This window comes from Streptomyces sp. NPDC102514, from assembly GCF_055584525.1.
In genome coordinates this window covers 313,950-339,143 of sequence record NZ_JBVJLW010000011.1, presented here as the reverse complement: position 1 = coordinate 339,143, position 25,194 = coordinate 313,950, and the positions used below count along the sequence as shown (strand labels likewise).

At 69.2% G+C, this 25,194-nt stretch carries 21 protein-coding genes and 6 pseudogenes; 12 read left to right on the top strand and 15 right to left on the bottom strand.

Features of this window, described 5'->3' with window-relative positions; all coding sequences use genetic code 11:
- Positions 1 to 456: 456 nt before the first annotated feature.
- Positions 457 to 1,290: an SDR family oxidoreductase gene (locus ACZ60E_RS27475; protein WP_469443875.1), complete on the bottom strand. Its 834-nt coding sequence runs from the start codon at positions 1,288 to 1,290 to the stop codon at positions 457 to 459.
- Between the two features lie 101 nt (positions 1,291 to 1,391).
- Here ACZ60E_RS27475 and ACZ60E_RS27470 point away from each other — a divergent pair, with 101 nt between their 5' ends.
- A complete protein-coding gene (locus ACZ60E_RS27470; protein ID WP_384805747.1) occupies positions 1,392 to 2,207 on the top strand; it encodes a helix-turn-helix domain-containing protein in 816 nt (271 codons plus the stop codon).
- Between the two features lie 341 nt (positions 2,208 to 2,548).
- Here the strand turns inward: ACZ60E_RS27470 and ACZ60E_RS27465 are convergent, their stop codons facing one another.
- Positions 2,549 to 2,710 (bottom strand): integrase core domain-containing protein, encoded by a 162-nt coding sequence (locus tag ACZ60E_RS27465; protein WP_469443934.1) that lies wholly within the window; start codon positions 2,708 to 2,710, stop codon positions 2,549 to 2,551.
- On the opposite strand from ACZ60E_RS27465, the gene ACZ60E_RS27460 reads away from it, so the two are divergent.
- On the top strand, positions 2,703 to 3,074 hold the full coding sequence (locus tag ACZ60E_RS27460; RefSeq protein ID WP_469443873.1) for a hypothetical protein: 372 nt from the start codon (positions 2,703 to 2,705) through the stop codon (positions 3,072 to 3,074). The two genes, ACZ60E_RS27465 and ACZ60E_RS27460, sit on opposite strands and share 8 nt — an antisense overlap.
- A gap of 32 nt (positions 3,075 to 3,106) precedes the next feature.
- Here ACZ60E_RS27460 and ACZ60E_RS27455 read toward each other — a convergent pair.
- Positions 3,107 to 3,241, bottom strand: a pseudogene (locus ACZ60E_RS27455) (ATP-binding protein); the annotation flags it as partial.
- A gap of 6 nt (positions 3,242 to 3,247) precedes the next feature.
- Here ACZ60E_RS27455 and ACZ60E_RS27450 point away from each other — a divergent pair.
- A pseudogene (locus ACZ60E_RS27450) lies at positions 3,248 to 3,382 on the top strand (ATP-binding protein); the annotation flags it as partial.
- A gap of 465 nt (positions 3,383 to 3,847) precedes the next feature.
- Here the strand turns inward: ACZ60E_RS27450 and ACZ60E_RS27445 are convergent.
- From ACZ60E_RS27445 to ACZ60E_RS27435, 3 genes and pseudogenes are all read right to left on the bottom strand, one after another.
- Positions 3,848 to 4,768, bottom strand: coding sequence for an STM4015 family protein (locus tag ACZ60E_RS27445; RefSeq protein WP_469443932.1), 921 nt, complete (start codon positions 4,766 to 4,768; stop codon positions 3,848 to 3,850).
- Positions 4,769 to 4,892: 124 nt separating this feature from the next.
- Positions 4,893 to 5,427: pseudogene (locus ACZ60E_RS27440) on the bottom strand (hypothetical protein); the annotation flags it as partial.
- 479 nt (positions 5,428 to 5,906) lie between these two features.
- Complete coding sequence (locus ACZ60E_RS27435) at positions 5,907 to 6,887, bottom strand: fibronectin type III domain-containing protein (RefSeq protein WP_469443872.1); 981 nt, start codon at positions 6,885 to 6,887, stop codon at positions 5,907 to 5,909.
- Between the two features lie 221 nt (positions 6,888 to 7,108).
- Between ACZ60E_RS27435 and ACZ60E_RS27430 the strand changes: the two genes are divergently transcribed.
- Positions 7,109 to 7,246, top strand: a complete 138-nt coding sequence (locus tag ACZ60E_RS27430; protein ID WP_469443870.1) for a hypothetical protein — start codon at positions 7,109 to 7,111, stop codon at positions 7,244 to 7,246.
- Positions 7,203 to 7,565, top strand: a pseudogene (locus tag ACZ60E_RS27425) (DUF6207 family protein); the annotation flags it as partial. The gene ACZ60E_RS27430 and the pseudogene ACZ60E_RS27425, both read left to right, overlap by 44 nt.
- A gap of 25 nt (positions 7,566 to 7,590) precedes the next feature.
- Here ACZ60E_RS27425 and ACZ60E_RS27420 read toward each other — a convergent pair.
- From ACZ60E_RS27420 to ACZ60E_RS27410, 3 genes and pseudogenes are all read right to left on the bottom strand, one after another.
- Positions 7,591 to 7,940, bottom strand: a pseudogene (locus ACZ60E_RS27420) (SAM-dependent methyltransferase); the annotation flags it as partial.
- Positions 7,941 to 8,129: 189 nt separating this feature from the next.
- Positions 8,130 to 11,561 (bottom strand): S8 family peptidase, encoded by a 3,432-nt coding sequence (locus tag ACZ60E_RS27415; protein ID WP_469443869.1) that lies wholly within the window; start codon positions 11,559 to 11,561, stop codon positions 8,130 to 8,132.
- A gap of 30 nt (positions 11,562 to 11,591) precedes the next feature.
- The gene (locus tag ACZ60E_RS27410; protein WP_469443867.1) at positions 11,592 to 12,452 is read right to left on the bottom strand and encodes a DUF3152 domain-containing protein; all 861 of its coding nucleotides are present in this window, start codon (positions 12,450 to 12,452) and stop codon (positions 11,592 to 11,594) included.
- Positions 12,453 to 12,550: 98 nt separating this feature from the next.
- On the opposite strand from ACZ60E_RS27410, the gene ACZ60E_RS27405 reads away from it, so the two are divergent.
- The 3 genes from ACZ60E_RS27405 to ACZ60E_RS27395 are packed head-to-tail and all read left to right on the top strand — an operon-like array spanning position 12,551 to position 15,278.
- Positions 12,551 to 13,246, top strand: coding sequence for a response regulator (locus ACZ60E_RS27405; RefSeq protein ID WP_384805733.1), 696 nt, complete (start codon positions 12,551 to 12,553; stop codon positions 13,244 to 13,246).
- Positions 13,247 to 13,278: 32 nt separating this feature from the next.
- A complete protein-coding gene (locus ACZ60E_RS27400) occupies positions 13,279 to 14,712 on the top strand; it encodes an ATP-binding protein (RefSeq protein ID WP_469443929.1) in 1,434 nt (477 codons plus the stop codon).
- A complete protein-coding gene (locus ACZ60E_RS27395) occupies positions 14,709 to 15,278 on the top strand; it encodes a hypothetical protein (RefSeq protein ID WP_469443865.1) in 570 nt (189 codons plus the stop codon). The genes ACZ60E_RS27400 and ACZ60E_RS27395 overlap by 4 nt, the downstream gene beginning before the upstream one ends.
- Before the next feature lie 193 nt (positions 15,279 to 15,471).
- Here the strand turns inward: ACZ60E_RS27395 and ACZ60E_RS27390 are convergent, their stop codons facing one another.
- Both ACZ60E_RS27390 and ACZ60E_RS27385 read right to left on the bottom strand, forming a co-directional pair.
- Positions 15,472 to 16,644 carry a 4-hydroxybenzoate 3-monooxygenase gene (locus tag ACZ60E_RS27390; RefSeq protein ID WP_469443863.1) on the bottom strand — a complete coding sequence of 391 codons (1,173 nt, stop codon included), beginning with the start codon at positions 16,642 to 16,644 and terminating at the stop codon, positions 15,472 to 15,474.
- Between the two features lie 224 nt (positions 16,645 to 16,868).
- Positions 16,869 to 17,654, bottom strand: a complete 786-nt coding sequence (locus ACZ60E_RS27385; protein ID WP_469443861.1) for a helix-turn-helix transcriptional regulator — start codon at positions 17,652 to 17,654, stop codon at positions 16,869 to 16,871.
- Between the two features lie 124 nt (positions 17,655 to 17,778).
- Between ACZ60E_RS27385 and ACZ60E_RS27380 the strand changes: the two are divergent.
- Together ACZ60E_RS27380 and ACZ60E_RS27375 are read left to right on the top strand one after the other, a co-directional pair.
- Positions 17,779 to 18,140 (top strand): annotated as a pseudogene (locus ACZ60E_RS27380) (siderophore-interacting protein); the annotation flags it as partial.
- 625 nt (positions 18,141 to 18,765) lie between these two features.
- Positions 18,766 to 19,338, top strand: a complete 573-nt coding sequence (locus tag ACZ60E_RS27375; protein ID WP_469443859.1) for a DUF4760 domain-containing protein — start codon at positions 18,766 to 18,768, stop codon at positions 19,336 to 19,338.
- Positions 19,339 to 20,345: 1,007 nt separating this feature from the next.
- Here ACZ60E_RS27375 and ACZ60E_RS27370 read toward each other — a convergent pair.
- The gene (locus ACZ60E_RS27370) at positions 20,346 to 20,744 is read right to left on the bottom strand and encodes a transposase family protein (RefSeq protein ID WP_469443857.1); all 399 of its coding nucleotides are present in this window, start codon (positions 20,742 to 20,744) and stop codon (positions 20,346 to 20,348) included.
- A gap of 193 nt (positions 20,745 to 20,937) precedes the next feature.
- Positions 20,938 to 21,165, bottom strand: coding sequence for a hypothetical protein (locus ACZ60E_RS27365; protein ID WP_469443856.1), 228 nt, complete (start codon positions 21,163 to 21,165; stop codon positions 20,938 to 20,940).
- 268 nt (positions 21,166 to 21,433) lie between these two features.
- Here ACZ60E_RS27365 and ACZ60E_RS27360 point away from each other — a divergent pair, with 268 nt between their 5' ends.
- On the top strand, positions 21,434 to 21,880 hold the full coding sequence (locus ACZ60E_RS27360) for a hypothetical protein (RefSeq protein WP_469443854.1): 447 nt from the start codon (positions 21,434 to 21,436) through the stop codon (positions 21,878 to 21,880).
- Positions 21,881 to 22,148: 268 nt separating this feature from the next.
- Here the strand turns inward: ACZ60E_RS27360 and ACZ60E_RS27355 are convergent, their stop codons facing one another.
- A complete protein-coding gene (locus ACZ60E_RS27355) occupies positions 22,149 to 23,114 on the bottom strand; it encodes a pirin family protein (protein WP_384805715.1) in 966 nt (321 codons plus the stop codon).
- A 205-nt stretch (positions 23,115 to 23,319) separates the two neighbouring features.
- On the opposite strand from ACZ60E_RS27355, the gene ACZ60E_RS27350 reads away from it, so the two are divergent.
- Entirely contained in the window at positions 23,320 to 23,667 is a 348-nt protein-coding gene (locus ACZ60E_RS27350; protein ID WP_384805713.1) for a tetratricopeptide repeat protein, read from the top strand.
- 63 nt (positions 23,668 to 23,730) lie between these two features.
- Here ACZ60E_RS27350 and ACZ60E_RS27345 read toward each other — a convergent pair whose 3' ends face one another.
- Positions 23,731 to 25,179 (bottom strand): PepSY-associated TM helix domain-containing protein, encoded by a 1,449-nt coding sequence (locus tag ACZ60E_RS27345; protein ID WP_469443850.1) that lies wholly within the window; start codon positions 25,177 to 25,179, stop codon positions 23,731 to 23,733.
- Positions 25,180 to 25,194 lie beyond the last annotated feature (15 nt).

Below are 25,194 nucleotides of genomic sequence, written 5' to 3'. Positions count from 1 at the left end.
TCAGCATCAAGGTGCCCAAAATTGACGCCTCGATCCGTGTCCCCCATACCGAGAACCCGGTGCGCGTTCGCGCGCCATCCTCCCGGACCGTTGTCCTGTAGCGCCGCTGCGAGGACAGCGCCCGCGTCTGCCCCGATCGGGAACCGCAGCAGTGCACCTCGCCAGCCGAGCTGTTGGGCCGGGCACCTGATCCCCTCGGGTCTGGAGCCGCCACTATCGCCCGGGCTCCCTGCTCGCGTTGGCCTTGGTCGCAGTACTCGGCGGCGCCACCCCACGTCCCTGGCCGCCGTCGCCGGCATCACAGCCACTACCGACCACAGCCTGCGCGAGCAGCTCGGGCTGACCTGCAACACGCCTCACGCCTCTTCGCCGTCGGCCTGGTCGACGAGGCCGGTGTCACGCTGGTCGGCCTGGCCGTCGGCAGCACGGCGGTGCGCGGATCCCGATCCAGCGAGGTCAGGCGGTGGCGTCTGTCTCCGCAGCGGTGTCCTTCTGGCCCTCCACCTGCTTCAGGCGTTGGCGCAGCGCCCCGGTGACCGCCTGGTAGGAGTCGCTGCCGAGCACGACCCTGAGAGGCGCGGGCTGCTGCGCCGCACTGTCGATGACGCGGGCGGCGATCCGTACCGGGTCACCGATGACCGGGACGGCAGCCTTCTTGAACTGGCGTACGAACGCGGCCGGCGTGTCGTCGTAGGCTGTCAGTGGTTCGCCGATACGCAGGCTGCCGCGCGAGAACGCGGTGCGGGCACCGCCCGGCTCGACGAGGGTGACACCGATCCCGAACGGGGCGACCTCTTGGGCGAGGGCCTCCATGAACCCTTCGATCCCCCACTTTCCCGCGTGGTAGAGCGAGGCCCCGGCGTGCGCCGCCAGCCCGGCCACCGAGGAGATCTGGATCAGCCGGCCGCCGCCCTGTGCGCGCAGGTGCGGCAGCGCGGCCCGGGCGGTCTGGATCGAGCCGAGCAGATTGGTGGTGATCTGGTGGACGACCTGATCGTCGGTGAGTTCCTCGGCGGCGCCGAAGAGACCGTAGCCGGCGTTGCCGACCACCACGTCAATACGGCCGAGATCGGTGAAAGCGGCGTCCACGACCTCGCGGACCTTCGGCAGGTCGGTGATGTCGAGGTGCCCGAGCCAGAAGCGGTCCCCGTACTCGGCCCGCAGATCGTCGGCCGAACCCTCCCGCCGGACCGTGCCGGCGACGCGGTCGCCGCGGGCGAGCAACTGCTGGGCCAGCTCTCGTCCGAAACCGCTGTTGACTCCGGTGATGAACCATGTCTGTGTCGTCATGCCGCCGATCTTCACGGGTACCGCCCGCCCCTTCCAGGTGGTGGTGTTCCTGGTAGTGAGAGGGACACCCGGCGAGGCGCGGGAGAGCCTACGCTTGCCTGGTGGACAACGCTCTCGGGGATTTCCTGCGCGCGCGGCGCGAACTGGTCACTCCCGCCGAGGCCGGCCTGGCACCCGGACACGGGACGCGCCGAGTACCCGGGCTGCGCCGCGAGGAGGTGGCCACACTCGCCGGCATCAGCGTCGAGTACTACCTGCGCCTGGAACAGGGCCGCGACCGCAACCCCTCGGCCCAGGTGATCGACGCGCTGGCCGCCGTGCTCCAGCTCGACGCGGAGAGCACGGCGTACTTGATGTCGCTCGCGGCTGCGAAACCGCGCCGCGGCCGCGGCCGGCCCGTCGAGCACGTGCCGCCCGGCCTCGACGCGCTGCTGCGAACGCTCAACGTGCCCGCCCTCGTTTTCAACAAATACAGCGACGTCCTGGCCGCGAACCGGCTGGCCCGGACTCTGTCACCGGACCTGGCGCCGGGGGTGAACCGGCTGCGCGTCCTGTTCACCGACCGGGCGGCACGCGAGTACCACGCCGACTGGGAGCGGTACACGGCCGTCGCCGTGGCTCATCTGCGGGCCCAGGCCGGCGCTGACACAGGTGACGAGCGGCTGCACGCGCTGATCGGGGAGCTATCGGTCAAGAGCGACCGCTTCCGCTATCTGTGGGGACGCCATGACGTGCGCTCGGCAAAGGGCGTCACATTCCGAGTGAGGCACCCGCGGGTCGGCCCCCTGGAACTCCTGGTCGAAAAGTTCCAGGTAGTCGGCGCTACCGAGCTGGAGACAATGCTCCTGCACGCCGAGCCCGGCACATCCTCGGCTGACGCCCTGGCCCTGCTCGCATCACTCGACGCCACCGCCTGACCAGGAACCAACGCCCGCAGGACATCCGATTCGCCACCCGCCCGCCCGGTCCCGGTCCGAGGAAGGGGCCTCCACCGGCGAAGATCCGGTAACCGGCCAGTACGCTCCCGGCCGGACCTACCTGTCCGTGACACGCGCTCGCTGATATGGGTTCGATCAGCAGGCGGTGAACAGGGGCCATGAGGTGAGCGGGCCGCAGGGTGCCTACATGTTCTTGGTCAGGGATGGAGACGGCCTCGGCTGAGGCGTCGTCTCCTTCATGGACGCAACGTGTCCGTGCTGGACATGACCCTGCCGCTCCGGGATCGGTGGAGGCTCTATGCATTGACCCCAGCTGCCTGTCAGGGCTGGTGCTGAGCGTAGTAGTTGCTCTCGTGTTCGTGAGGCGGGATGTCTCTGATCCCTGTGTGAAGACGCTGGTTGTTGAACCAGTCGACCCATTCCGCGGTGGCGAGCTCGACGTCGGCCAGGCGGTCCATGAGGGATGATCCCCTCATGGACAGAGTTGTTGATCTCGACGAGGTGTCTGTCGTTCTGGCTCAGCGGACGACGGGCTGGACGTCGGCTGGCCTTGAAGTGGACCGGGCGACGTGGAGGGATGCGGAAGCGTCCTGGCCCCAGCTACTGGAGACCGACAGGGCTCGGGTTCATGATCCGGACTCGGTTGGCGTGGTCATATCCGGTCCGACGGAGGCCGAGTTGTCGGTGGTGCTGTTCCGTGGTGGCTGGGCCGATGTGGACTTCGTCGCTGACCTTGACGACGCTGGTTGCCTGCCAGCCTCGGGGATCAGCTCGGCGTCAGACTTCGGGACCCGGATGGATCAGTGGGTCACTCGTGTCTTTGGGAGCCTCGACAGCAGTCGATGAGGGCCGGCGCCACCCTTGGCTCACCTGGCCGCTTACTGTTCAGCGCGAGCGCCAGTGGTGGCGAGTCGGTAGGAGTCGGTGCCGGTCTCGAAGATATTGCCGCCGAAGGTGAGGCGGTCGACGATGGCCGCGCAGAGGCGGGGATCGGCGAAGGTCTTGGTCCAGCCCCAGTTGAACGGGGCCAGGTCTTCGGCGACGAGGTCCTCGCCACCGCGATCCTCCACCGCCTCCTCCACCACTGCGAAATAACCTCCATCAACGGCCCCAGCTACCCGCTCAAGAACCGCCTCCAGGCCATCGAGAGAGAACGACGTGGCCTGACCAGCTGCGATCAGGACGCCGGACCCTCGCCCGGCGGGATGAAGGCGTCGGCACCATCAGCATCCTCGACATGCCCCTGAGCATCGACCGTGATGGCCGCCGCCCGCCCCTGCGACGTGATGAGCCAGGCCAGGACCTGTTCCGTCAGCAGCGTTCCCCCCTGGGCCCTCGTCCTTCCAGTGCACCCGCCACCCTCCACCAGGCACCGCAGCAACCACTTGGTCGGCCCGCTCCAGGTGGGAGAAGTCCTCGTAATCCGTCACCGCACGCAGAGCACCACGCTTGGGATCGACGACCAGGGCCGCCCCAGTCATCTGGTCCCAGCCCTCCACACGCACCATGCGGCCGATCTCGGTGTCGCCCCCGGCCTGCGAGACCACCGCTCAGTTGCCGCCCTCGATGCGGACACTCGGGTAAGGACCCTTCACCCGGCGCGCGCCTGTGAGGGAAAGTCATTCTCCGACCGCTACGTATCGGCCCGAGCCCTCTTCGATCTCCTCCTGCTCATCCAGGTTGACCACCACCCCGGCCGGTTCCAGTGCTTCGCGTATGCGCTGCATCATGAGCTCGGAGAGATAGTGGCGGTGCAGATCCAGTTCCTCAAGATGCGTGAGGGGCTGGCCACTGAGGAGCGCAGTAGCACCGGTGTCGCTCAGGGTGCCAAGGCCCAGGTGTAGCGCGGTGAGGCGAGCGACGACGGGAGAGCCGGCCACCGCGGCGGCGATCTCGTCCTGCAGGTAACTGTTCTGCAGTCCGAGCCGCCGCAGGGAAGGCAGCCGGTCACCGTCAAGGATGGGGGCCAGGTCGGCGAGGGTCGTGGTGCAGCCGTAGAACTCCTCACCCAGCCACAGGTCCAGGTGCTCCAGAGCGGGCAGGTCGCTGGCGGCCACGGCGCGCGCCACTTCGCCGGGCAGACCGCCGTTCTCCAGCCGCAGGACACGCAGGTGCTCGTGCCGCAACGGTGTCAGCCGCAGGCCCGAGCCTTCTTCATCAGCCGCCATGCCTATGGTTGAGCCGCGCACCCCAAGTTCTCTGAGACGGGGGAAAGCCTTGAGAATCGGCGTCACATCACCCTGCACTATCCAGGACATCTCAGACTCCTCGGGAGTGAGATCGGCAAGGTACAACGCCTTGAGGTTGGTGAGCCGATCCGCAGCGGAAATCAGCTCGCTCACCGCCCAATCAGGGGGGCCTTCCGAGGAGTAGGCACCGTCACCAAGGACCAAAGCCTGTACCCGCGCAAGGTCTACCGTCTTGAGGAAGCGGTCCCATTGCCTCTCGTAAGCCCAATCGGGTATGGCTTCGCTCCACACTTCACTGGCCTCATAGTCGGCGCTACAGATGCGCCATGCGACGTCCCCCGCCGCAGGCATCGGCCCATTCCCCTCCCTCGGAGCCGCGAACTGGTAGACGGGAAGACCGTGCAGCGTCGCTAAGTGATCCATGTACATAATTCATCCATTCACAGGCGAACTCCACGCCGATTGATCATCAAGGTCAGCCAGTCTGCTGATGGCCCCGTGCGGCGAGTGATGGCGAGAATACTCGGAAATAGCGCAGGCTAAGCTTGGCGTTTATCCAGTTTTGCCTCTTGTGAGGTCTGGTGAGTTCTTTTTCCCACAGTTCTTGGCATGCGTGGTGCTTGTTCTTCATGCCGATGGGTCGGCCTGGGCCGGATTTGGTGAGTTTCCTTGCACTGGCTGGTTGAGGGTCTTGCCGTGGAGGCGGCGAAATCCTCGGCGGACTCGAACAGGAGTGAGACGTCCCTGACGAACAGGTCGCTCCCAGGGTCTGCGGAGGTCCTCGACCAAGGGCCGGGCCAGACGCAGTTGCGTATGGGCGGCGATGACGAGCCAGGTCCAGCGGTCCGCAGCAGCCGGCTCGCGAAGCTTGGGCGTGGTCCAGCCCAGTGTCTGCTTGAGCATGCGGAAGGTGTATTCCAGGTCGACCTGCGCAGGAACGCCTGCCAGAGGCTGTCCACATCTGCGGCGCTGACTCCGGCGGCGGAGCACCACAGCCAGATCGCCTTGGGGTTGTGGTCGCCACGGGCGGTGTTCCACGGGTCGCGGGTGGGGCCCCACACAGCTGACTCGGCAGTGCGTTGCGCCGACCACTACCACCTGGAGAAGGTCACCCACGCCGTTGAGCTGCCCGGCGGAGCCACTTCTCCAGGTCGGGGCACTCGATGACGGTCAAGGCCGGTCAACTCGGAACCCGGACCGGACCCGTTCCCCACTGGCTTTCGATCATTACGAAGACGACTGCCAGTACGCCAAGGATCCTGCCACCTCGACAAAGGCCAGGTGACCTGCCGGAACTCCTGGCACCGCCACCAACACCACGCCCGCCTCTGCCACCACCATGGGCACGCATACGCCGACACCCCACCATGATCAGGAAGGTCCGCAGCAACTGTCCACAGCCGCCGAGACCGACCCTCTGGTGCGCTGCCCCATACCGAGAGTTGTGCCCAAAGCCTCCCGACGAACGTCTGCTTGGGTCAGGTGGTGCTCAGTAGGCACCGACATAGACGGGGGCCGACTCTCTGCTTTCGTCGTCGACGCTCACCACGTAGAAGAGTCCGCCGGCCTCCGGGACCCGCACCTCCCCGTTGCGGGGGTAGGAGGTGGCAAGGAAGGACCATGCGTACGGGTCGGGGTACCGGGCGTAGACACGGTAGCTCTGGCCCATGTCACCGGAGTGCCCGTCCCACGAGATGAGGACCCCGTTCCCATCGTGCCGAGCCATCAACCCGCTGGGCTTCGGCGCGGTGCCCGGCGCGGGCCGCGTGGCGTGCACCGGTCCGGAGACGCCGGAACGCTGCCCCGATGTGTCGACCGCCTCAACGGTGTAGGTGACGGCCACGTCCTGCGGGGCCCGCGGGTCGGTGTAGGCGGTGCCGCGCACTTCGTCCGGCCCGTCCAGGTCCTGCCCGCCCGCGGGCGCCGCCCACACCTCGTAGTGGTCCACATGGTCCGACGAGGCGTGCCAGCGCACGGTGTTGCCTGCCGTTGTTCCTCGCGCGGTGAGGTCCGCCGGAACGCTGGGCGGCGACGTGTCCGCCGTCTCGACATACCAGTCGTAGCTGCGCTCCGACTCGTTGCCCGCCTGGTCAACGGCGCGTACGGCGTAGGCATAGACATCGCCGGTGGATGGGAGGGGATCGGTCGTGAAGGTCGCCGCCAGGGGTGTGGCGCCGCTGACGAGCGTCCATTCCTCGGTCTCGGCGAGACGCCGGTAGAGCCGGTACCCGGCGAGGTCCGGTTCGGTGTTCGCGTCCCAGCCGCCCGTCGTGGTCTGAGCAGCGGGGTCGTACGACGCCTGAAGGCCGGTCGGCGCGGCGGGCGCGGGATCGTCGGCTTGTGCCGCCCGCCGGCCATCACCGCTCTGAAGGTGTGGCAGCGCAGACGCGGCGGTTGCGGCGGGGCCAAGGAGGAGGGCGGTGCCGAGGGCGACCATGACGACGGCGCCGACGGATCTTCGTAAGGTCATGCCGCGTACGACAACTGAGAACCCGGCACGGTTGTACTGCCCGTCCGCCAGGGCCGGCACGGCCCTACCCGACCTCCTCGCCCACCACGGACACGGCATGCGCCGACGGGGTCCGGCTCTTCTCAGGGAACAAGAACTCCTGTCCTCCGTGGGGACTCAACGGCCAGGTCGTTGATCAGCAGCCGAATTGACCGGAGGATCATGTGGGCGTCCAACGGTCCGTGGGGCCGACTGCGTCGCTGCCTGCCCTGGGACTGTGTCCCTGGCAGCTCGCCGCCGACGAGCGCGAGCACACCGCCCTGGCCGAACTCGCCGATGGTTGCGGGCAGGAGACGGTCGACTACGAGGTCGCGCCGTAACCACTCCCCCGCCCCGGCCCCACCGGAGCTCAAGCGCCCACGGACTGCAGGCGCCCAGCGGGCGGGCCCGGTCCGGGCAGCCGAACCCGGTCAGGTGACAACGCCCGGACGGGAGAACCACTGCGGGCGCCAGCACGTCGTGCCAGGCATGAACCCGATCAGCGACGTCCATCTTGCCCGGCCGGGTCTGGCCGTGGTGGACATCGCGGCCTCCGACGAGGCCACCGCTTTCGCCGTCCAGCGCCTGCTCACCGTGCACTGTGCCATCGCGCCTGCAGAACGTACGCGCCGGGATCTCGGTGAGCTCGGCGTACGGCTGCGCTGCTTCCCCCCCCTCAGCCGCCCAGCACCAGTGGGTCGTTGTCGACGTAGACGATCCGGGACTCCGGGGCTACCCGCTGGGCGATCTGGTGGGTGTTGCCGACGTTGGGCAGCGCGGTGCCGATGTCCAGGAACTGCCGTACGCCCTCCTCACCGGCGAGATGGCGGACGGCACGGGCGAGGAAGTACCGGGCTGCGCGGGCGCCGGTCTCGATCCCGGCGAAGATCTCACGGAGGCGTCCCCGGCCACCTGGTCGACCTCACAGTTGTCCTTACCGCCCAGCCAGTAGTTCCAGATCCGGGCCGGCTGCGGGACGGAGGTGTCGATCATGGACAGTACCTCCGCTGCCGCGTTCTCCGCCTGATCAGCCATGGACGCTCCCCGCGTGCGCGATGGGGGAACCGCCGAACGGTCGAAGACCGTTCGGGATCGGGACCTTCCCCCCCGTAAGTCACCCCATGTGAATCATTGTCCCCAACCGGCCTTCCTCTCAAGGTGGTTGGAGAACACCTGTGCCCGGCACGGCGGTACGGCCGTCCCGGGCGCAGGCGCGTACCCAGGTCACTCGGTGATCAGGTAGGCCCTTTCGATCGTCTGGGTCACGGTGTTGCCCGCCCGGTCGGTCAGCTTCGCGCGCAGCGACACGGAACCCGCCCTCGCCGGGTGCTTCAGCGACAGGTGCGTACCGCCGACGGACTTGGCGGGCTGCCAGGTCCTGCCCTCGTCGTACGACACCTGGAAGGCGAGCGCGGCCGGGCGCTGTCCGGCCGCCGCCCCCTCGACAGTGAAGGGCACCTCGAAGTGCCGGCCCGCCTTCGCGGTGCTCGCCAGGGTCAGCTTCGGGCTGAAGCGGACCGTGGACAGCGGCACCGGGGCGAAGTCGCCCTCGGGGGTCCTGGCCGAGCGGAAGGTCCACTTGGCGTGGACGCGGGTGCTGACCGGATAGACCGCCGGATCACGGGAGTTGTCCACGGTCAGCCGGTACGCGGTGTCCCCGGCGGGCAGGGTGTACTCCGTCGGGTCGGTGGTCGGCTGGATGCCGTAGTCGTCGGCGATCTCCTTGCCGTCCGCCTCCAGCCGGGACGTCACCGAGACCGGCTGGCTCAGACCCCAGTGCCCGGAGCCGTCGCCGAACAGCGGCAGGAAGACCCTGAGCGTGTTCCCGTCGCGGCCGACACTCGGGTAGCCACGGCCCGGCCCGAGGTCGTCGGGGCCGTTCAGGACCGGCCCGAAGACGCCGATGCCGAATCGCTCGACATAGGTGCGGCCTGCCTTCCAGTGCCTCGGCATGCGCATCAGGAAGCCCTCGAAGACCGCGTCCTGGCCGTCGCCGAAGCGCTGCCAGGTACGCACCGACCACTTCACGCCGTTGTCGAGGACGTACTCGGTGCTCCGGTACGGCAGGTCGCCGCGCATGTCGCTCCCGCCGGGCACCAGACGGCCGTCGGGCAGGTGCGGGGTCACCTCGGCCTGGACGCGCCGACCGTCGACCGACTCGCCCACCTCCAGGTTCACCTTGGCCAGCTGTCCCCGCCCGATCTTCGCGGTGAAGCCGTCCAGGCTGCCCTCCCGGTACCAGCTCAGGTGGTAGTTGACCGGTCTGCCGTCCTTGCCCTTACCGGTCCAGCGGCCGGAGAACAGGGAGGTCAGCCCCGTCACCGAGCCGTCCGGGCCGAGCCGCCCGAACCGGGAGCCCACGAAGGTGGGCATCAGGAACTCGAGATGGGCGTCGTCGAGCCCCTCGCCCCGCCCGTACTCGACGGTGACCGCGGCGTCGTCGTTCACGGCCCCCGCGTCGGGCACGGTGATGTCCACCGGCTTCGCCTGCCGGGCGTCGACCTCCACGGTCGTGTCCCGGTCCAGGCGAAGCCTCGGCTGGACCAGGACGGCGTGCTCGCCGGAGCCGGTCGACGGGTGGATCACCCCGGTGAGGAGGTAATCGGCCTTGGGCAGCCGGACCGTCAGCTCGCCGTCCCGCTCGTCGGCGTACTCGGCGTAGAAGCTGCCGTTCAGGTCCGCGACGGAGGTTACGGCGTCGCCGGTCGCCCTGCCGTCCTCGTCGGTGTGCCTGAGCGTCAGGTCGTACGACTCGACCTCGCGGTCCACCCCGACCGCGGAGCGCACCTGGATCCTCCCGTCGGCGGAGGAGGCCGTGACCGAGCCGCCGAAGCTGCCGTCCACGGTTCCGGCGCGGGTGTCCGCGGTGACCTCCGCGCTCGCCTCGCCGCCCGCGGGGACCGTGATCTGCTGCGGGGAGACGGTGAACATGCCCTCGGCGGCGAGCTTGCGGTCCACTCCGTACGCGTCCACGGACAGGTCGAGCGTGACCGGATCGGTGCCGAGGTTGCGGTAGGTGAGCTTCTTGGTCCGGGCCGTGTCGTCGTCGTGCGGCCACTGCTGGACGCCGAAGTCGAGGCGGGCCTGCTCGGTGACCACGTTCTCGTCCAGCGCCCGGACCAGATCGACCCGTCCGGTGCCCTGCTGGAAGGAGCTGTACGTGCCCGGCTTCGCGGAACCGGTCAGCACCGCCTTGATCCGCTCACCGCGCCAGCCGGGGTGCTGCTGGGCGAGGATCGCCGCGGCGCCCGCCACATGCGGGGTGGCCATCGAGGTGCCCTCGATCGTCAGGTAGCCGGGGACGTCCGAGGGATACAGGTCCGCCAGGACACTGTCGGCTGCGGCCGCGGCGGTGATGTCGACTCCCGGCGCGGTCAGGTCGGGTTTGACCCCGCCGTCGCCGACGCGCGGACCGCGGCTGGAGAAGGCGGCCAGCGCGTCGGACTTGTCGACCGCGCCGACCGTCAGGGCGGACGCCGCGCTGCCCGGTGAGCCGACGGTCCGTTCGCCGTCGCCCTCGTTGCCGGCCGCGATGACGAAGAGGGTGCCGGACTCGGCGGAGAGCCGGTCGACCGCCTCCTCCATCGGGTCGATGCCGGGGAGATCCGGGCCGCCCAGGCTCAGGTTGACGACGTCCGCGCCCTGGGCCACCGCCCACTCCATGCCCACGATGATCTCGGAGTCGTAGCCCTCGCCCCAGTCGTTCAGGACCTTGCCGTTGAGCAGCCCGGCGCCGGGTGCGACGCCCTTGTACTTTCCGCCGGACTTCGCTCCGCTGCCCGCCACGGTGGATGCCACGTGTGTGCCGTGTCCGTACCTGTCGGTCGTGCTGCCGGTGCCGCTGAAGTCCTGCTCCGCGACCACCTTGCCCGCGAGGTCGGGGTGGGCGGTGTCGATGCCGGTGTCCAGGACGGCGACCTTGGTGCCGGTGCCGTCGAAGCCCGCGGCCCAGGCGGTCGGCGCGCCGATCTGCGGGACGCTCCGGTCGAGCGAGGCCCGGCGCTTCCCGTCGAGCCACAGCTTCTCCACGCCGGCCGTGGAGGCGAACCGCGCCGTCCCCGCGGCCGAGTTGTCGGTCACGGCCTTCCAGAACCCGGCACCGCGCTTCTTCGCGGAGCGCATCGCCCTGCCGTTGACCACCGGCAGCTGTCGGCCCAGCCGTGCCCCGGCCGCGGTGAACGGGCTCGTGGAAGGAGCGCTGTTGCCGTGGAAGGTGACGATCAGCGGGAGGTCGGAACGGCCCGCGTCGTCGTAGCCGTCTTTGACCAGCTGGGTGACGTCGAACAGCCGGGGATCCAACGTGCCCCGCGCGAGCAGAAGTTGGGCATCACCGGGAACGACTCGGGTGTGCCCGGCGACGACCCGGACCGAGAACGGCATACCCTCGCGGCCCTGGGCCCGCTGCACCCCGGAGACCTGTCCGGTGCCGTCCACCAGGACCCGGTCGCCGGTGACGAGCGTGACCGTCCTGACGGCGGAGGCCTTGCGGGTGCTCTTGCCCGAGGCGACGCCGACGACTCCCGCACCCACCGTTCCCGTGCCGACCGTTGCTGTGCCGACGGCTCCCGCCCCGGCCGGCAGCCCGGCGAGGACCAGGGCCGCGGAGGCCACCCCCGCAGCCAGGGCCGCGTGTCTGTGGCGCACGCGTAACTGCATCTGAACTCCAATTGGTCGGTGGATCAGGACTCACGGGGCGGTGGGGCCCGTGATCAGGCGGCCGTCACGGTCGTACGGCCAGACATTGGGGACACAGCCGTGCAGGCCCTTGATCTGCTGCATCATCGCCGGGGCCGGCCGGCCCTCGCCGGGGCAGGTGACATGGCCGTGGCCGAGGAAGTGGCCCACCTCGTGGTTGATGATCAGGGAGCGGTATCCGACGACGTCCTCGGTGTAGAACTCGGTCGCCAGGACCCAGCGTCTGAGGTTGACCATCACGTCGTCGTGCACACTGCAATTGACCTTGCCGCCGGTGTCGAGGCCTCCCCCGGCGCAGATCGCGTCGACAGTTCCCGGGGTGGCGAGGCGCACCCTGAAGTCGGTGGGCCCGCTCGACACCCGCTGGAACGCCGAGTGGCCGTCGGCCGTCCAGCCGCGCGGGTCGGCCAGGGTCCGCTCCACCTGTTCGGCCACGTCCGCGGGGGAGATCGTCAGGCCCTTCTCCACCTCGACCCGGTACCGCAGGGGCGTGCCTCTGCCGACCTTCTCGCTCTGGCCGGAGGCGGTGACGAAGGTCCCCGGGCCGCTCTCGGGCAGGGGGGTGGTGGAAGGGCCGACCGCCGCGCTGCTCCGGTCCGGTCCCGGCGGCTCACCGGCCCGCGGCGGAGCCGGAGTTCCGGAGGGCGTGGGGGAGCCGGTCACAGGAATCCCGGACGGCACGGTCGCCGTGGGCGATCGTCTTGCGTCGGACGGCAGCCACGCCATCACCGCGCCACCGACCGCCGCGAAGACCGCCAACGCGGCCAGACCGCCGGTCAGTCGGCCCTGCACGCGCCGCGCGGAGCGTTTCCGGCGACGACCGCCGCCGGGCTTTCGTTTGTGCGCTGTCACGGTCGTTCACGATGTGATCGCCATGTGATCGGACCTGGCCCGGAAGGTAACGAAACGATAACCCTCTTCGTGGTCATGCCGATGTGGATACTGTGCGCATGTCACGCGTACTGCTGATCGAAGACGATCCCGCCGTCAGGGAGGGCGTCACTCTGGCCCTGCGTCGGCAAGGACATGACGTCGCCGCCGCCGCGACCGGCGAGGAGGGCCTTGACCGGTTGCGGTCCTTCCGGCCGGACATCGTCGTCCTCGATCTGATGCTCCCCGGCATGACCGGTCTGGAGGTGTGCCGCACCGTACGGACCCTCGACCAGACCCTGCCGATCATCATGGCGACCGCCCGGGGGGACGAAGTGGACATCGTTGTCGGCCTGGAGGCCGGCGCCGACGACTACGTCGTCAAGCCCGTCCTGGCCCGCGTGCTCGACGCGCGCATACGTGCCGTCCTGCGCCGGGCGGCCGGGGCCGCGCCCGGTGCCGAGGGCCTGCCGAAGATCCACACCTACGGCGAACTGGCCGTCGACCGGGCCGGTCTGACGGTCGCGCTGCACGGCGAGCCGATCGCCCTCGCCCCCTCCGAGCTGCGGCTTCTGCTCACCCTGACCGCCTCACCGGGCCAGGTGTTCAGCCGTCAGCAGCTTCTGGAGGCGGTCTGGGAGCACGACTACCACGGCGACGCGCGTCTGGTGGACGCCTGCGTCAAGCGCCTGCGCACCAAGATGTCCGAACCGCCGCGCGCACCCCGGTACATCCACACCGTGCGCGGCTTCGGCTACCGATTCGCGGCGCCGTGAGGAGGCGCCGGCTGCGCGGGCTCCGGTTCCGCATGGTGGTGGCCTTCGGACTCGTCGCCGCGATCTCCGCGGTCACGACCGGTGCCCTGACCTTCCGGGAGGCCCGCACAGGTGTGCTCCAGCAGAGTCAGGACGCCACCATCAGACAACTGCGCACCCAGCTCAACCAGTACGCGGCCGAACTCTCCCTTCCTCCCGAGCGGTCAGCGCTGCGGAAGTTCGCGCAGGACTTGGCGGCCACCGAGTCCCGGGGCAACTGGCGGGTCTTGGTAACCTATGGAGACCTCAGCGGCTCCTCCGCCTCCGGCGACCCCTTCACCGAGGTGACGCCCGCTCTGCGCGAGGCCGTCGCGTCCAGCCGGGCCACCGTCTTTCAACGGGTCCGCCACGGCGGCCGCACCTCCCTCGTCGTCGGCATGTCGATCCTCTTCAGCACCCAGCGCATCCCGGACAGCGTCGAGACGGCCAGCGGGGCCCGGGTGTTCCTGGTGGTCCCGCAGACCACTGAACAGGCCTACGTCGACGCCCTGGTGACCGCGGCCGAACGGGCCATGGCGGCCGCCCTGGCCCTCGCCGTGGTGCTCGCCCTCCTCGCCGCGCGCGGAGTGCTGGTCCCGGTGCGGAAGCTGCGGCTCGCCACCCGCCGGGTCGCCGAGGGCCGTCTGGACACGCGGCTCGCGGTCAACGGCTCCGACGAACTCGCCGAGCTGTCCCACACGTTCAACGAGACGGCTGCCGCGCTGGAGACCTCGGTCGCCGAACTGCGTGAGATGGAGGCGCGGGCCCGCCGCTTCGCCGCCGACGTCTCGCACGAACTGCGCACCCCGCTCGCCGCGATGTCGGCGGTCACCGACGTCCTCGACGAGGACGCCGCCCGACTGGACCCGGACACCGCCACCGCGGTCCGGCTGATCAGCACGGAGACCGTCAAACTCGCCCGGCTCGTCAACGACTTGATGGAGATATCCCGATTCGACGCGGGTGCCGCGGTGCTCCACCTGGACGAGATCGACCTCGCCGAGTCGATCCGGCGCACCCTCGCCTCCCGCGGCTGGACGGACACGGTGGAGACCGAACTGCCGCCGCCGCACGCGGTACGCGCACGAGTCGACCCGCGCCGCGTCGACGTGATCGTCGCCAACCTGGTCGGCAACGCCCTCAAGCACGGCGCCCGTCCGGTCATGGTGCGCCTGAACGGTGACGACACGGTGGCCGTGATCGAGGTCCGGGACAGCGGCCCCGGCATCCCGTCCCAGGCCCTGCCACACGTCTTCGAACGGTTCTACAAGTCCGACAGCGCCCGGATCCGCTCCGAGGGCAGTGGCCTCGGCCTGTCCATCACCGCCGAGAACGTCCGCCTCCACGGCGGTACCGTGCGCGCCGCCAGCCACCCGGCGGGCGGTGCCGCCTTCACCGTCGAACTCCCGCTGCGGCGGGCGGAGCCGACCGAGGAGTACCGGCCATGAAAGCCCTGCACCGCGCCCCGCTGCTGGCGCTGCTCGCCGTCACCTCCTGCGGGATCCCCGCAACCGGAGTGGTCGAGGCGGGCGGTCCCGCGAGCGGGTCCCTGCCGCTCACGCCGGTCTACTTCGTCGAGAACGGCCGACTCGCCGCCCTGCCGCGCAACACCGGCCGGCCCGGCGACCCCACGGACGCGCTGCGGCTGCTGATGGCCGGTCCGATGGCCGGCGAGGGGGGCACCGACAGTCTCACCACCGAGTTGCCCCTCCTGCCAACCGCCATGGCACCGCCGTCGGCCGCCGTCGACGTACCGGGGGGCTCGCCGTCGGACCCGTCCGGCGCAGCCGGGAGCGCGTCGGACACCCCGACCGTGACGGTCGCGGGGAACGTGATGACGATCCGACTGCCCGCGGGCATGGCCGGGTTGAGCGATCTCGGGGTTCGGCAACTGGTATGCACGGCGACCGCCGCGTACCGCCTCACCCGTCCCAGCACCGCGGCGCTGACCGCGGCGGTGACCGGCGGCGGACACCTGGTCAGGACGTCGGACGCGCGCTGCCCCAGCCGATGAGCGGCCTCCCCGCCAGAGCGGCCGCGGTGTCCGCCTGCTGGAACTGGCTCAGGAGCTGGTTCTGGCCGGCGAGGAGCTCGGTGAGGAACGGCGGGCGGCGCGCAGGAGTTCGGCGACGTCACCGCTGCGCGACCCGGAGGGGCCGGAAGTGGACGAGGACGACGACGCAGCATAATTCCGGAGGAGGTGGGGTCTAGTTGGTACCAGCGGTCAGTTCACTGAACAGCTTGTTCGCCGACTCCGAGGCGAACTGCCGCTGGAGTTCGGCGCGGGCGATCTGCTTCTTGAACTCGCCCTCGTAGCCGTGGAATCCGGCGTTGTGCATGGTGTCGGTGATCCACGTGGCGAACGCCTGGTAGTTCCAGATGTGCGGCAGGCAGGTCTGCGAGTAGCTGTCGAGGAGGCTGGAGTCGCCCTCCTTGGCGTGGCGGATCACCGCGCGGGCGAAGACCTGGGTGTCGTGCAGAGCGAGGTGGATGCCCTTGGCGCTCATCGGCGGCACGATGTGCGCGGCATCGCCCAGGAGGTAGAGCTTGCCGTAGCTCATCGGGTCGAACACGACGCTGCGCAGCGGAACGATCTGCTTGGAAACGATGTGCCCTCGCGAGGGCGGCGTGCCGAAGCGGGCCTCCAGCTCGCTCCAGATGCGCTCGTCCGGCCACTGCTCGAGGGTGTCGTCGACCGCGCACTGGAGGTAGATGCGGCTGGCCTCGGAGCCGCGGGGGATCATCCCGGCCAGGCCCAGTTCGTGGATCGCCATGCCTGAGGGCTTGGTCTCGGTGGCAGCCAGGACGCTGAGCCAGGAGTAGCCGTACGCGTGGGAGTACTCGGTCAGCGCGGAGGCGGGGATGGAGCGGCGGGAGACACCGTGGAAGCCGTCACAGCCGGCGACGAAGTCGCAGCCGATGGCTCGCGCCGCACCATCGGCGTCCCGGTAGCGCACCACGGGGTGGCCCTGGGTGAGGTTCTCCAGGGCGACGTCCGCGGCTTCGTAGCGCAGGTCACCGCCTTCGCGGAGGAAGACCTCGGTGAGGTTGCGCACCAGGACCTGCTGCGGGCAGTACAGGCTCTCGTTGTTGTCATCGTCCACGTCGATCGGCATCGCGTGGCCGTCGATGTAGAAGCCGCCCTCGCTGTGCGGGATGGGGTCGCCCGCCAGGACCTCCTCCAGGCCCCATTCGCGGAACAGGCGCACCCCGAAGGTGTCGATCGTTCCGGCGCGCTGGCGCTTCTCGACGTAGGCGCGCGGGTGCTTCTCCAGCACGGTGCAGTCGACGCCGTTGCGCAGCAGGAAGTTGCCGAGGGTCAGACCGGCGACGCCGGCCCCGATGATGACGACGGCTGTGTCGTCGCGTGTCTCAGTCATGCGTGGGAGCCCTTCATGGTCCGTGCAGTGGTCGGTACGCGCCGAGCGCGTACGTCGCGGCGCCGGCCGTGAAGTGGGAGGCCGGCGCTCGCTCGCTGTCCACTGTGGAAGATCCGGCGGGCTGTGAACCACTGGTAAGTCGACACCTGATACCGGAAACCCGCCAAGAAGGCTCGGACCTTGCGCACCGCGCACCTGACCAGGGCAAACAACCCCGAGGACGGCTAGCGCGCGTGGAAGCGCAGGCCGGCCTGGTAGCGGCCGGGGGTCTGGCCGACGACCTCGGTGAAGGCGTCGATGAAGGTGGACGGGTTGGACCAGCCGCACGCGACCGCGGTCTCCGTCACCGTCATCCCGTCGGTCAGGTGCGCCAGGGCGTGGTGGATGCGCAGGGTGGTCCGCCAACGGTGGAAGCTCATGCTCAGCTCGGCGTGGAAGAGGCGGCTGAGCGTGCGCTCGCTTGCTCCCACCGCCCTGCCCAGCTCGGCCAGGGTGGAAGGCCGGGCGGGGTCCGCGCGCAGCAGGTCGGTGGCGGCGCGCAGCCGGTCGTCGCTCGCTTCGGGAAGGTGGAGGGAGGTCTCTGCGGCGTCGGCCAACTCGTCCACGATCACGGCGAGCAGGCGCCGGTGGGCGCCGGACCGCCGTTCCGGCTCGTCGGTGAGCGCCAGGAGAGCCTCGCGCAGCAGCGGGCTCACCGCGAAGACGCTGGGGTGATTGATGAGCTCGGCGCACAGGTCGAGCGGTACGGACACCAGCCGCACGTCGGTCTGGCCGTAGAAGCGGTGCGAGTGGGCGAAGCGCGGGGGCGTCCAGGTGATCCGGTCTGCCGGGGCGACCCAGGTGCCGCGCTCCGTCGCCGTGGCCAGGGCGCCGGCGGCGGCGTAGACCAGCTGGCCCTGGACGTGGCTGTGGGGGTCGAGCTGGAAGCCGTGCGGCAGCCAGGCACCGCCTTGCAGGATCTGATCCTCTGCCTCGGCGGGCGTCGGTGAAGGATGGCGGGTTGTCGGCATCAAGCGTCAGTTTACCGGTGGTCTCGCGGGGTGCGCCGCGCCGACAGTGGTCGCATGACCACGATGACGCTCAAGTCCCGTCCCCGGGGGAGGTAGCGGTGGCCTCCCGCCGCACAAGCGGCGGATGCTGTCGTTGACCGTGCGGGGAAGCGAGCAGCCCAGTCCGCACTTCATGACCGTCACACTGGGCGGCGAGGACGTCCGGCACCTTCAGCGATCAGGCTTCGACCAGGCCGGACGTCTGTTCTCGCCGGCCCCGACGACGACGCCACCGAGGTGTTCCTGCCCAGCAGCGAGCGGTGGATTCTCCAACTCACGCTCCAGGTCGGCAAACAGCGTCCGCAGATGAGGACCTGCTCGATCCGGCGGTTCCGGCCCGAGGCGTCGGCCTTCGACATCGAGATCTCACGCCACGCGGACGACAGCCCCGGCGCAGCCGGCCCGGGCACCCGGTGGGCGCGCGCCGCCGAGCCCGGCACCAGGGTCGCGTTCATCGACGCAAGACACAGGACAACAGCGTGGGGAGCAAGGCGAGGGGGCGTCCACCCCAGCCGAGGCCCTTCCGTCTACGGACGCTGGCGCGTTCCTCATGTCGCGCGGCGAGGACGTCGGGATGCCGGGCGTTGGAGTCCCTCCGGCCCGCGGAACACAGCTCGTCCCTGTCCCCCATGTTGTTCCACCGGAGACGCCAAGCGGCTTCCTCACCGGCGGTCGAATATCCTTCCCCACCGGTTATGGGCCTGGCGGTGACCTGAAGCTCTGATCTGGTCCAGAGATAACCGAGCTGATCCACCGCCAGATGGCCGCAAGAATCGTGTCGTCGCCGTGTCTTTTTGCTTCGGCCGCGATCACCGCGGCATCATCACCGCGCTCGAACCGCTCGGCCGCCTCCCGCCTCAGCAGTTCCCGCTTCTCCTGCTCGGCGGGCGTGTACCCGCCCCTCTGCGCGTACCTCATGATCCCGTCGTACCGCAGGGATCATGAACCGTCACGATCCCGCAGGCTCTACGATTCAACCTGAATAGCGACGGGCTCACTACAAGAGCAGGCAGAAATATTCCAGATGTGTGCATCCGGCTTTTCGGCTGCGATTCCTCTCTAGCTTGATCGGATGTTCAAAGCGTTCCTCATCAACGTACTCCCAGTCGTCATCGCCGTGGTCGCCATCGCTGTTCCCACCTGGATTGGTGTCCGGCAGACGCGGATCAGCCAGCACGTGAACAATATTCAGGCGATGATCACTCTGCTCGACGAGTTCCGGTCAGCCGCGTTTCACAACCAGCACGACTATGTGTGCAACCGTCTCCAGCAGGAACACGACCCGAGCGAGGGAGTGCGCGGGCTTCCCAGCGAGGCGAAGGCGGCCTTCTGCAATGTCGTGTACTACTACCAGTCCTTCGCCACCCTGACCGTCTTCCAGCTCGTGGACGAGAAGTTGTTTCTTCCGCTTCTACGGCACCGGATCATCAACGTCTGGAGGGCCACCCAGCCATTCGTGGAACGAGAGCGCGAGTTGCGAGGAAGCGACAGCTCATACCTCTCAGCGTTCCAGGAACTCGCCCGCCGGACGGCCGAACTGCCCAGCACTTATATCCACGACCGCATTCTCGACACCCGGCGCAACCGGCGAAGGCGTTTCTCCTTATGGACAAGCCGCCGACGTTCCGCACCGGACGGCATGTGATCCGGGGCCAGTACAGCTACGGCAATACCGCGATGAGTACTCAGCCTGACTCTACGAGTTCAACCTGAGTAACGACGCCGAAACCGCCACGGACATCAAGCTCCAGAAACGGATCATGGCCGATCGCGCCGGCGTCCCGCTTCTACGACAACGCGTCGCCCTGATCGCACACTTGCGACGCCACGGCTCCTCCCGGACCACGTCCCCGTATTAATCTCCGGCTACAAAAATCTTGCCAGGGGCCTCGAAGCACAGCACGCGGCGTGGCAGCGCGCAGCAAGCCTCGTCGAATACGTCGGCGCACTCCGACTTCACGCAGAAAATCTGCCGCCCGGGCCGGCAAGGGAGGAAGCCGACGCATGGATCGCGTGGACCGAGAGCCACGTCTAACGCCTGACCCCGCTCAACGGTTCACCGTTGCTACCCGAAATCCCCGAGCCTCGCACCGAAGACCTCCAGCCGTTCATGCACGGCTGGAGCCCCTACGGACCCACATGCTCTCACTAGACCGGCGTGGACGGCGTTTCCAACCTGTGCCATGTGGGACCGAGCCGCAGCGTCCGCCCAAGCTGCGAGGAGCCACACAGCGCTCCGGAGACCCGGATACCCGTCCCCACCTGACGACCAACTCACCGAGTGTGAGCGAGAAGAACCACAAGCAGACCATCTCGACGATCACCGAACGTCAGGACCACCACATCGCCACCCGCAAGGTGATCACCCCCAGGCTTCGCAGGGGCAACCGTCCCCAGCGCCCTGGGACTCGTCCAAGTAGGCAATGCGCGCCGAGGCATCACGCGCCATCGCGGTACAACGCGCCCCATTCCCACCAAGATCCGGACCACACACGGGCCAACTCCCCACATCTGAGCCGTCGGACCTACATTCCTGCTGGTCAAAAGGGTGTGACGCTTGTACCACCAGCAAGCGATCGGAGCAGCAGTTAACGAGCTCGTGCACGGTAGGCCGTGGCACGTCGGGATGTGTGGCATGGTCGGTGTTCAGACTCAAAGGCCGCGGTCGAGGGCGGCGGTCTGTTGATGTGAGAGGGGTCCGGCGACGGCTTGGACGATGTCGCTCATGTGCTCGCGTCGGCCAAGGTGCCGGGTCGGGGCCCGCCAGTTCTTGAGGTGCGCGATGCCGTGCTCGACACGGATGCGCCGTGAGGAGTGCGCCCTGCGCTGCTGCTCGTGCCGCTCCTCGTGCCAGACAGGTGCGTTCTTCTTGAACTTGCGATGCCGCGGTGTCACCACCCGGCCGCCGGTCTGCGCTCCCATGCCCTGGTAGCCGGCATCCGCGAGGATCTCCATAAACGGGCCGCCGGCCAGGAGCTGGACCAAGCCCAGTTCCCGGGCCTGGGTGATGTCAGCACAACTGCCCAGCCGAACCGGACCGCAGAACAGCATGCGCCCCTCGCCTTCACGGCGTTCTGCTTGGTCTTTCCGGAGACGAACTCGTCGCGGTCCTTACGGCCTGCAGCCGGACGTCCGGTGCGATGGCGCATCCCCGCTGCGCGAGCAGGGGACGCACCTCGCCGATGGAGCGGGTGAGGATGGAGCGGTCCACGCCGAACCAGCAGGCCAGCACGTCATGCGTGGTTCAATGACGCAGACTCACCAGCATGGCCAGCAGCCGGTCGACGAAGACGAACTGGTGCTTCGCCCCAGCTCCTACCGCCCGTTGCCGTGGCCGTACCGTCAGGCGTGCCTGATGCCGCTCGTGCCACAACGGCCCGATCTCGGCGCTGAGTTCAGCGATCACAACCGGCGACAGCCCGGTGATCCGGTACTCCGCCACGATCAACTCGCGCGCCCCAGCCCCCATCATGCAGATCTCAACGAGCCACCCGGGCACCGAGCCACGGCCTACCCGTGCACGAGCTCGTAAGGGTTATCCCGTAAAGATCTGCGAGTCACCTCCGGCACAGCGAGCCACCGTTCCACCTGTCAAGCTACTGGGCGAGGCCGAGGTTGCGCATACCGGCAATGCCGAGCACGGCGCGGTGACACTTCACCACAACCGCGTCCTGCTCCCGTGAGTCCTACTGCTGAGCGCCGGCAGAAGTCGGCTACGCCGGGGGATCGGGACGCGAGTCATGCAGAAGTACGCGATCGTCCAGCACATCACGCGGTTCTTCCGGCCCTCGCGTGGTGCAAGACAGCAGCCGGGCACGTTCACCCGGCAACTGGTGGGGCTCTGGCTGTTCGCACTTGCCTTCGGGGCCGGGCTCACCGCGATCGGCTGGGACGACGAGTTCGGCCTGGCGCTGCTGCTCCTCTTCTATGGCGACATCATCGACGGGGTGCGGTACCGCTGGACGGCCGCACTGGCCGCGCTGACAGTCCTGTCGGCTGCGAGCCGACTCACAAGAGCCGTCCTGCCCGGCTCCCTCGACGGCGCCTGGGCGCAGACCATTGGCTCCGCTGTCGGTGTCACGCTCGGGCTGGCAGTGAGCGCCGCGATCACACGACTTCCGGAACGCAGACCACATCGGCCCGCCGGGGGACACGACGGCGGGGTCAGTGGTCAAGACTCACCGTAAACGGTACCTACCGGACCGCGCCGAGATCGCCCCCAGCACATCACGGCTCTCATCAGCAGGCCCATCTGATTACGCGTCAGCACAGTCAGCATTCGGTTTGCCAAACCCTGCTCCTGCTACTGATGGCTGAACACGCGAAGCGGTACGCGCCCTCGGAGCCCGTGGGCCGGGCATGATCATCCCGCCACAGCTGCTCGCATGCGCCGCACGCAGGGCGCGTCCCCCAGAGCCGCAGCTATGCCGGCAGCAGCCGCACCATCTGCGCCGGTCAGCGCACCCGGCCCCGGGGCTTCAGCGGGACGGGCGGCAGGGCCGGTGCCGAGAGCGGGCCTCCGTCGTAGCCCTTCACCTCGCCGAACCGCGACCCCGTCGCCCAGTCGGCGCGGGCCTGTTCGATCTCCGTCTGGGAGCGGCCGATGAAGTTCCACCACATGATGAGCTCTTCTTCGAACGGCTCGCCGCCGAGGAGCATCAGGCCCGCGTCCGACTCGGCCCGCAGGGGGAGTTCGGTGCGGCCGCAGCCCAGGTAGAGCATGGAGCCGGGGAGCAGCGGTACGCCGTCCACGTGGGCCTCGCCGGACATGGACAGCACGGCGTACTCGAAATCCGGCTCCAGCGGCAGGCGTACGTCCGCGCCCTGGGCCAGGGCCAGATCGGCGCCGACGATCGGCGTGTACGTCGTGCCGGGCGAGGCGGCGCCGTCGACGCCGCCCAGGACGATCGTGGCCTTGAGGCCGGGAGCCGTCACGACGGGCAGCTCGCTGTGGTGTTCGAAACGCGGGTCGGTGTGGCGGTCCGTGTCGGGCAGGGCGACCCACAACTGCGCGCCGTGCAGGAAGCGGGCGTGCGACCTGGGGCTCTCCTCGGAGTGGCTGATGGCCCGGCCGGAGGTCATGAGCCCCAGCTCACGCGGGCGGATCGTCTGCAGGCTGCCCGTGGAGTCGCGGTGCAGCACCTCGCCCTCGTGCAGCCAGCTGACGGTCTGCAGGCCCATGTGCGGATGCGGCGGCACCTGCATGCCGGGCTCTTCGGCGATGTCGTCGGGGCCGTAGTGATCGACGAAGCACCAGGCGCCCACCATGCGCCGGCCCAGGTTGGGCAGCAGCCGCCGGACCTCGCTGGACTCGCCGAGCTTGACCCGGCGGGGGCTGAGGAGTTCACGTACCGGCTCCGCCACCACGAAACCCCGGCCGCCGCACATCGCGGGAACGGCCTCGCGATCAAGATTGCTCATGGCCCACAACCTAGCCCCGTGAAGGACCGTCCGTCATACCGTCGACCCGCCCGTCGGCAGCCGTTTGACCGAGAACCGGCGTGCACGCCGGGGAGACCGCCGATGCACCACCCGCCGACCACACGCCGACCATCGCACAGGTCGTGGAATATTCAACAACACCGAGGGGTTCTGGCCGTCGAAAGAGACTGAGGAGGTCACAGACGTGGACACGACCTACTACGACCACGGGACGACCGCGGAGCGCTGGGAACGCGCCCGGATGTTCTTCGACGCCAAGGAGTACGCCGCCTCGGCGCGCGTTCTCGACGCTCTGGTCGAGGAGGTGCCGCAGGAGACGGGCCCCCGGCTGCTGCTGGCCCGTGCGTACTACCACTCGGCGCAGCTGAGCCGGGCGGAGGCCGAACTGCGCGTCCTCGTCGAGAACGACCCCGTCGAGCACTACGCCCGTCTCATGCTCGGCCGGACACTCCAGCGCCAGGGCCGCGACGACGAGGCCGAGTCGCACCTGCGGCTCGCCTCCGCCCTCGCGGGAGATTTCGACTCCCTGTGAGCGGAGTGAGGGGAGAGTGAGCGAAGGTCCCCCGGACCGCCCTTGGCGGTCCGGGGGACCTCGCTAGTTGGCGGTCTCCTTCTCGGTCTCTCGCGCCGCCTCCTTGTCGGCCCCCTTCGTGGGGCCGTACGTGCGTTTGCCCCGCCGGTAGGCGATCTCGCCGAGGACGACGTCCACCGCGATGAACGCGGCCAGCGAGATGCCGAGCAGGGGCACGAAGTACCCGAGGACGGCGACGCCCGCCATCAGCGGGACGAGGATGTGCGCGGGCACCTGCTGCCAGGCGCCGCGCGGGATGGGGCGGCCGAACGCCGAGGCGCGGCCCCGCTGCCACCACATGCGGTAGCCCCACAGGATCAGCAGGATCAAGCTGAGGGCGAGAGCCATCAGGACCAGCTGGTTGACGATGCCGAAGAGGATGCCGGTGTGCGCGTCGATGCCCCAGCGGGTGAGCTTCGCCAGGACCGGGTAGTCGGCGAACCGCACGGTGTCGGTCACCTCGCCGGTCGCGGGGTCGACCGCGACCGCGTCCTGCTTGGTGGGCCAACTGCGCTGGACCTGGCTGACCTTGTACGCCGACTCGGCGTCCGCGGGCGGCACGATCTCCACCGGGTCGCCCAGGCCCTCCGCCCGCGCGGCGGCCAGCACCTTGTCGAGGCCGACGCCGTGCTCGACGCCGCCCTCGGCCGACCCCGAACCGTGGCCCGCGTGTTCGCCGCCCGCGGCGGCCGACACCGACGGGGTCGCCTGGCGCAGCGAGGTGCGCAGCTCGTCGATGTTCGCCCCGGCGTACGTCGACCAGGTCAGGCCCGTCGCCGAGAGGAAGATGAAGCCGACCGCGGCCCAGACGCCGACCGAACCGTGCAGGCCGAGGGTGCGCCGGCGCCCGCTGGTGCCGCGTATCTTGCGCTGCGTACGACGGCGGCCGAACCAGAGGACCAGACCGCCGCCGGCGATCACCCACAGCCAGCTGGCGGCGAGTTCGCTGTAGAGGCGGCCGTCGTCGCCGAGTTTCAGATTGGCGTGGAACTCGTCGATCCAGGTGCGCAGCGGCAGGGCGCCGCTGGATCCGTACTGTTCGAGCGCGCCGCGCACCTCGGCGGTGTACGGGTCGACGAACACCGCGAGGGTGTGGGTCTCGGCGATGCCGGAGACGCCGGACAGCATCACCCTGGTCGTCGCGTCGTCCTCGGGCGAGGGGCGTACCGCGGAGACCGTTCCCTCCGGGTGGGCCTTGCGCGCGGCGGCGACCTGCTCGGAGATCGGCAGCTTCTCGTCGCCGACCGGGACGGTCATCTCGTGCGAGTAGAGGATCTTCTCGGCCTGGAACGACGCCGCGTAGAGGAATCCGGTCGTGGCGGCGACCAGCAGGAACGGGGCGACGAGCACTCCGGCGTAGAAGTGCAGCCGCAGCACCAGCGGGCGCAGCGGCGCCCAGCCGCCGCGTTTCGGCGGGGCGGGGGTGACGGACTGCGGGGACTCGTCCGTCTCGGTCGTGGGAGCGGTGGACATCGGCTGGCTTCTCCG

Bases quoted from the DNA above. Each gene is read 5' to 3' on its own strand.
- ACZ60E_RS27415 (WP_469443869.1), bottom strand. From the start codon at position 11,561: ATGCAGTTACGCGTGCGCCACAGACACGCGGCCCTGGCTGCGGGGGTG.
- ACZ60E_RS27405 (WP_384805733.1), top strand. From the start codon at position 12,551: ATGTCACGCGTACTGCTGATCGAAGACGATCCCGCCGTCAGGGAGGGC.
- ACZ60E_RS27475 (WP_469443875.1), bottom strand. From the start codon at position 1,290: ATGACGACACAGACATGGTTCATCACCGGAGTCAACAGCGGTTTCGGA.
- ACZ60E_RS27445 (WP_469443932.1), bottom strand. From the start codon at position 4,768: ATGCCTGCGGCGGGGGACGTCGCATGGCGCATCTGTAGCGCCGACTAT.
- ACZ60E_RS27375 (WP_469443859.1), top strand. From the start codon at position 18,766: ATGTTCAAAGCGTTCCTCATCAACGTACTCCCAGTCGTCATCGCCGTG.
- ACZ60E_RS27385 (WP_469443861.1), bottom strand. From the start codon at position 17,654: ATGCCGACAACCCGCCATCCTTCACCGACGCCCGCCGAGGCAGAGGAT.
- ACZ60E_RS27355 (WP_384805715.1), bottom strand. From the start codon at position 23,114: ATGAGCAATCTTGATCGCGAGGCCGTTCCCGCGATGTGCGGCGGCCGG.
- ACZ60E_RS27460 (WP_469443873.1), top strand. From the start codon at position 2,703: ATGGACAGAGTTGTTGATCTCGACGAGGTGTCTGTCGTTCTGGCTCAG.
- ACZ60E_RS27365 (WP_469443856.1), bottom strand. From the start codon at position 21,165: ATGATGGGGGCTGGGGCGCGCGAGTTGATCGTGGCGGAGTACCGGATC.
- ACZ60E_RS27395 (WP_469443865.1), top strand. From the start codon at position 14,709: ATGAAAGCCCTGCACCGCGCCCCGCTGCTGGCGCTGCTCGCCGTCACC.
- ACZ60E_RS27390 (WP_469443863.1), bottom strand. From the start codon at position 16,644: ATGACTGAGACACGCGACGACACAGCCGTCGTCATCATCGGGGCCGGC.
- ACZ60E_RS27345 (WP_469443850.1), bottom strand. From the start codon at position 25,179: ATGTCCACCGCTCCCACGACCGAGACGGACGAGTCCCCGCAGTCCGTC.
- ACZ60E_RS27400 (WP_469443929.1), top strand. From the start codon at position 13,279: ATGGTGGTGGCCTTCGGACTCGTCGCCGCGATCTCCGCGGTCACGACC.
- ACZ60E_RS27370 (WP_469443857.1), bottom strand. From the start codon at position 20,744: ATGCTGTTCTGCGGTCCGGTTCGGCTGGGCAGTTGTGCTGACATCACC.
- ACZ60E_RS27360 (WP_469443854.1), top strand. From the start codon at position 21,434: ATGCAGAAGTACGCGATCGTCCAGCACATCACGCGGTTCTTCCGGCCC.
- ACZ60E_RS27435 (WP_469443872.1), bottom strand. From the start codon at position 6,887: ATGACCTTACGAAGATCCGTCGGCGCCGTCGTCATGGTCGCCCTCGGC.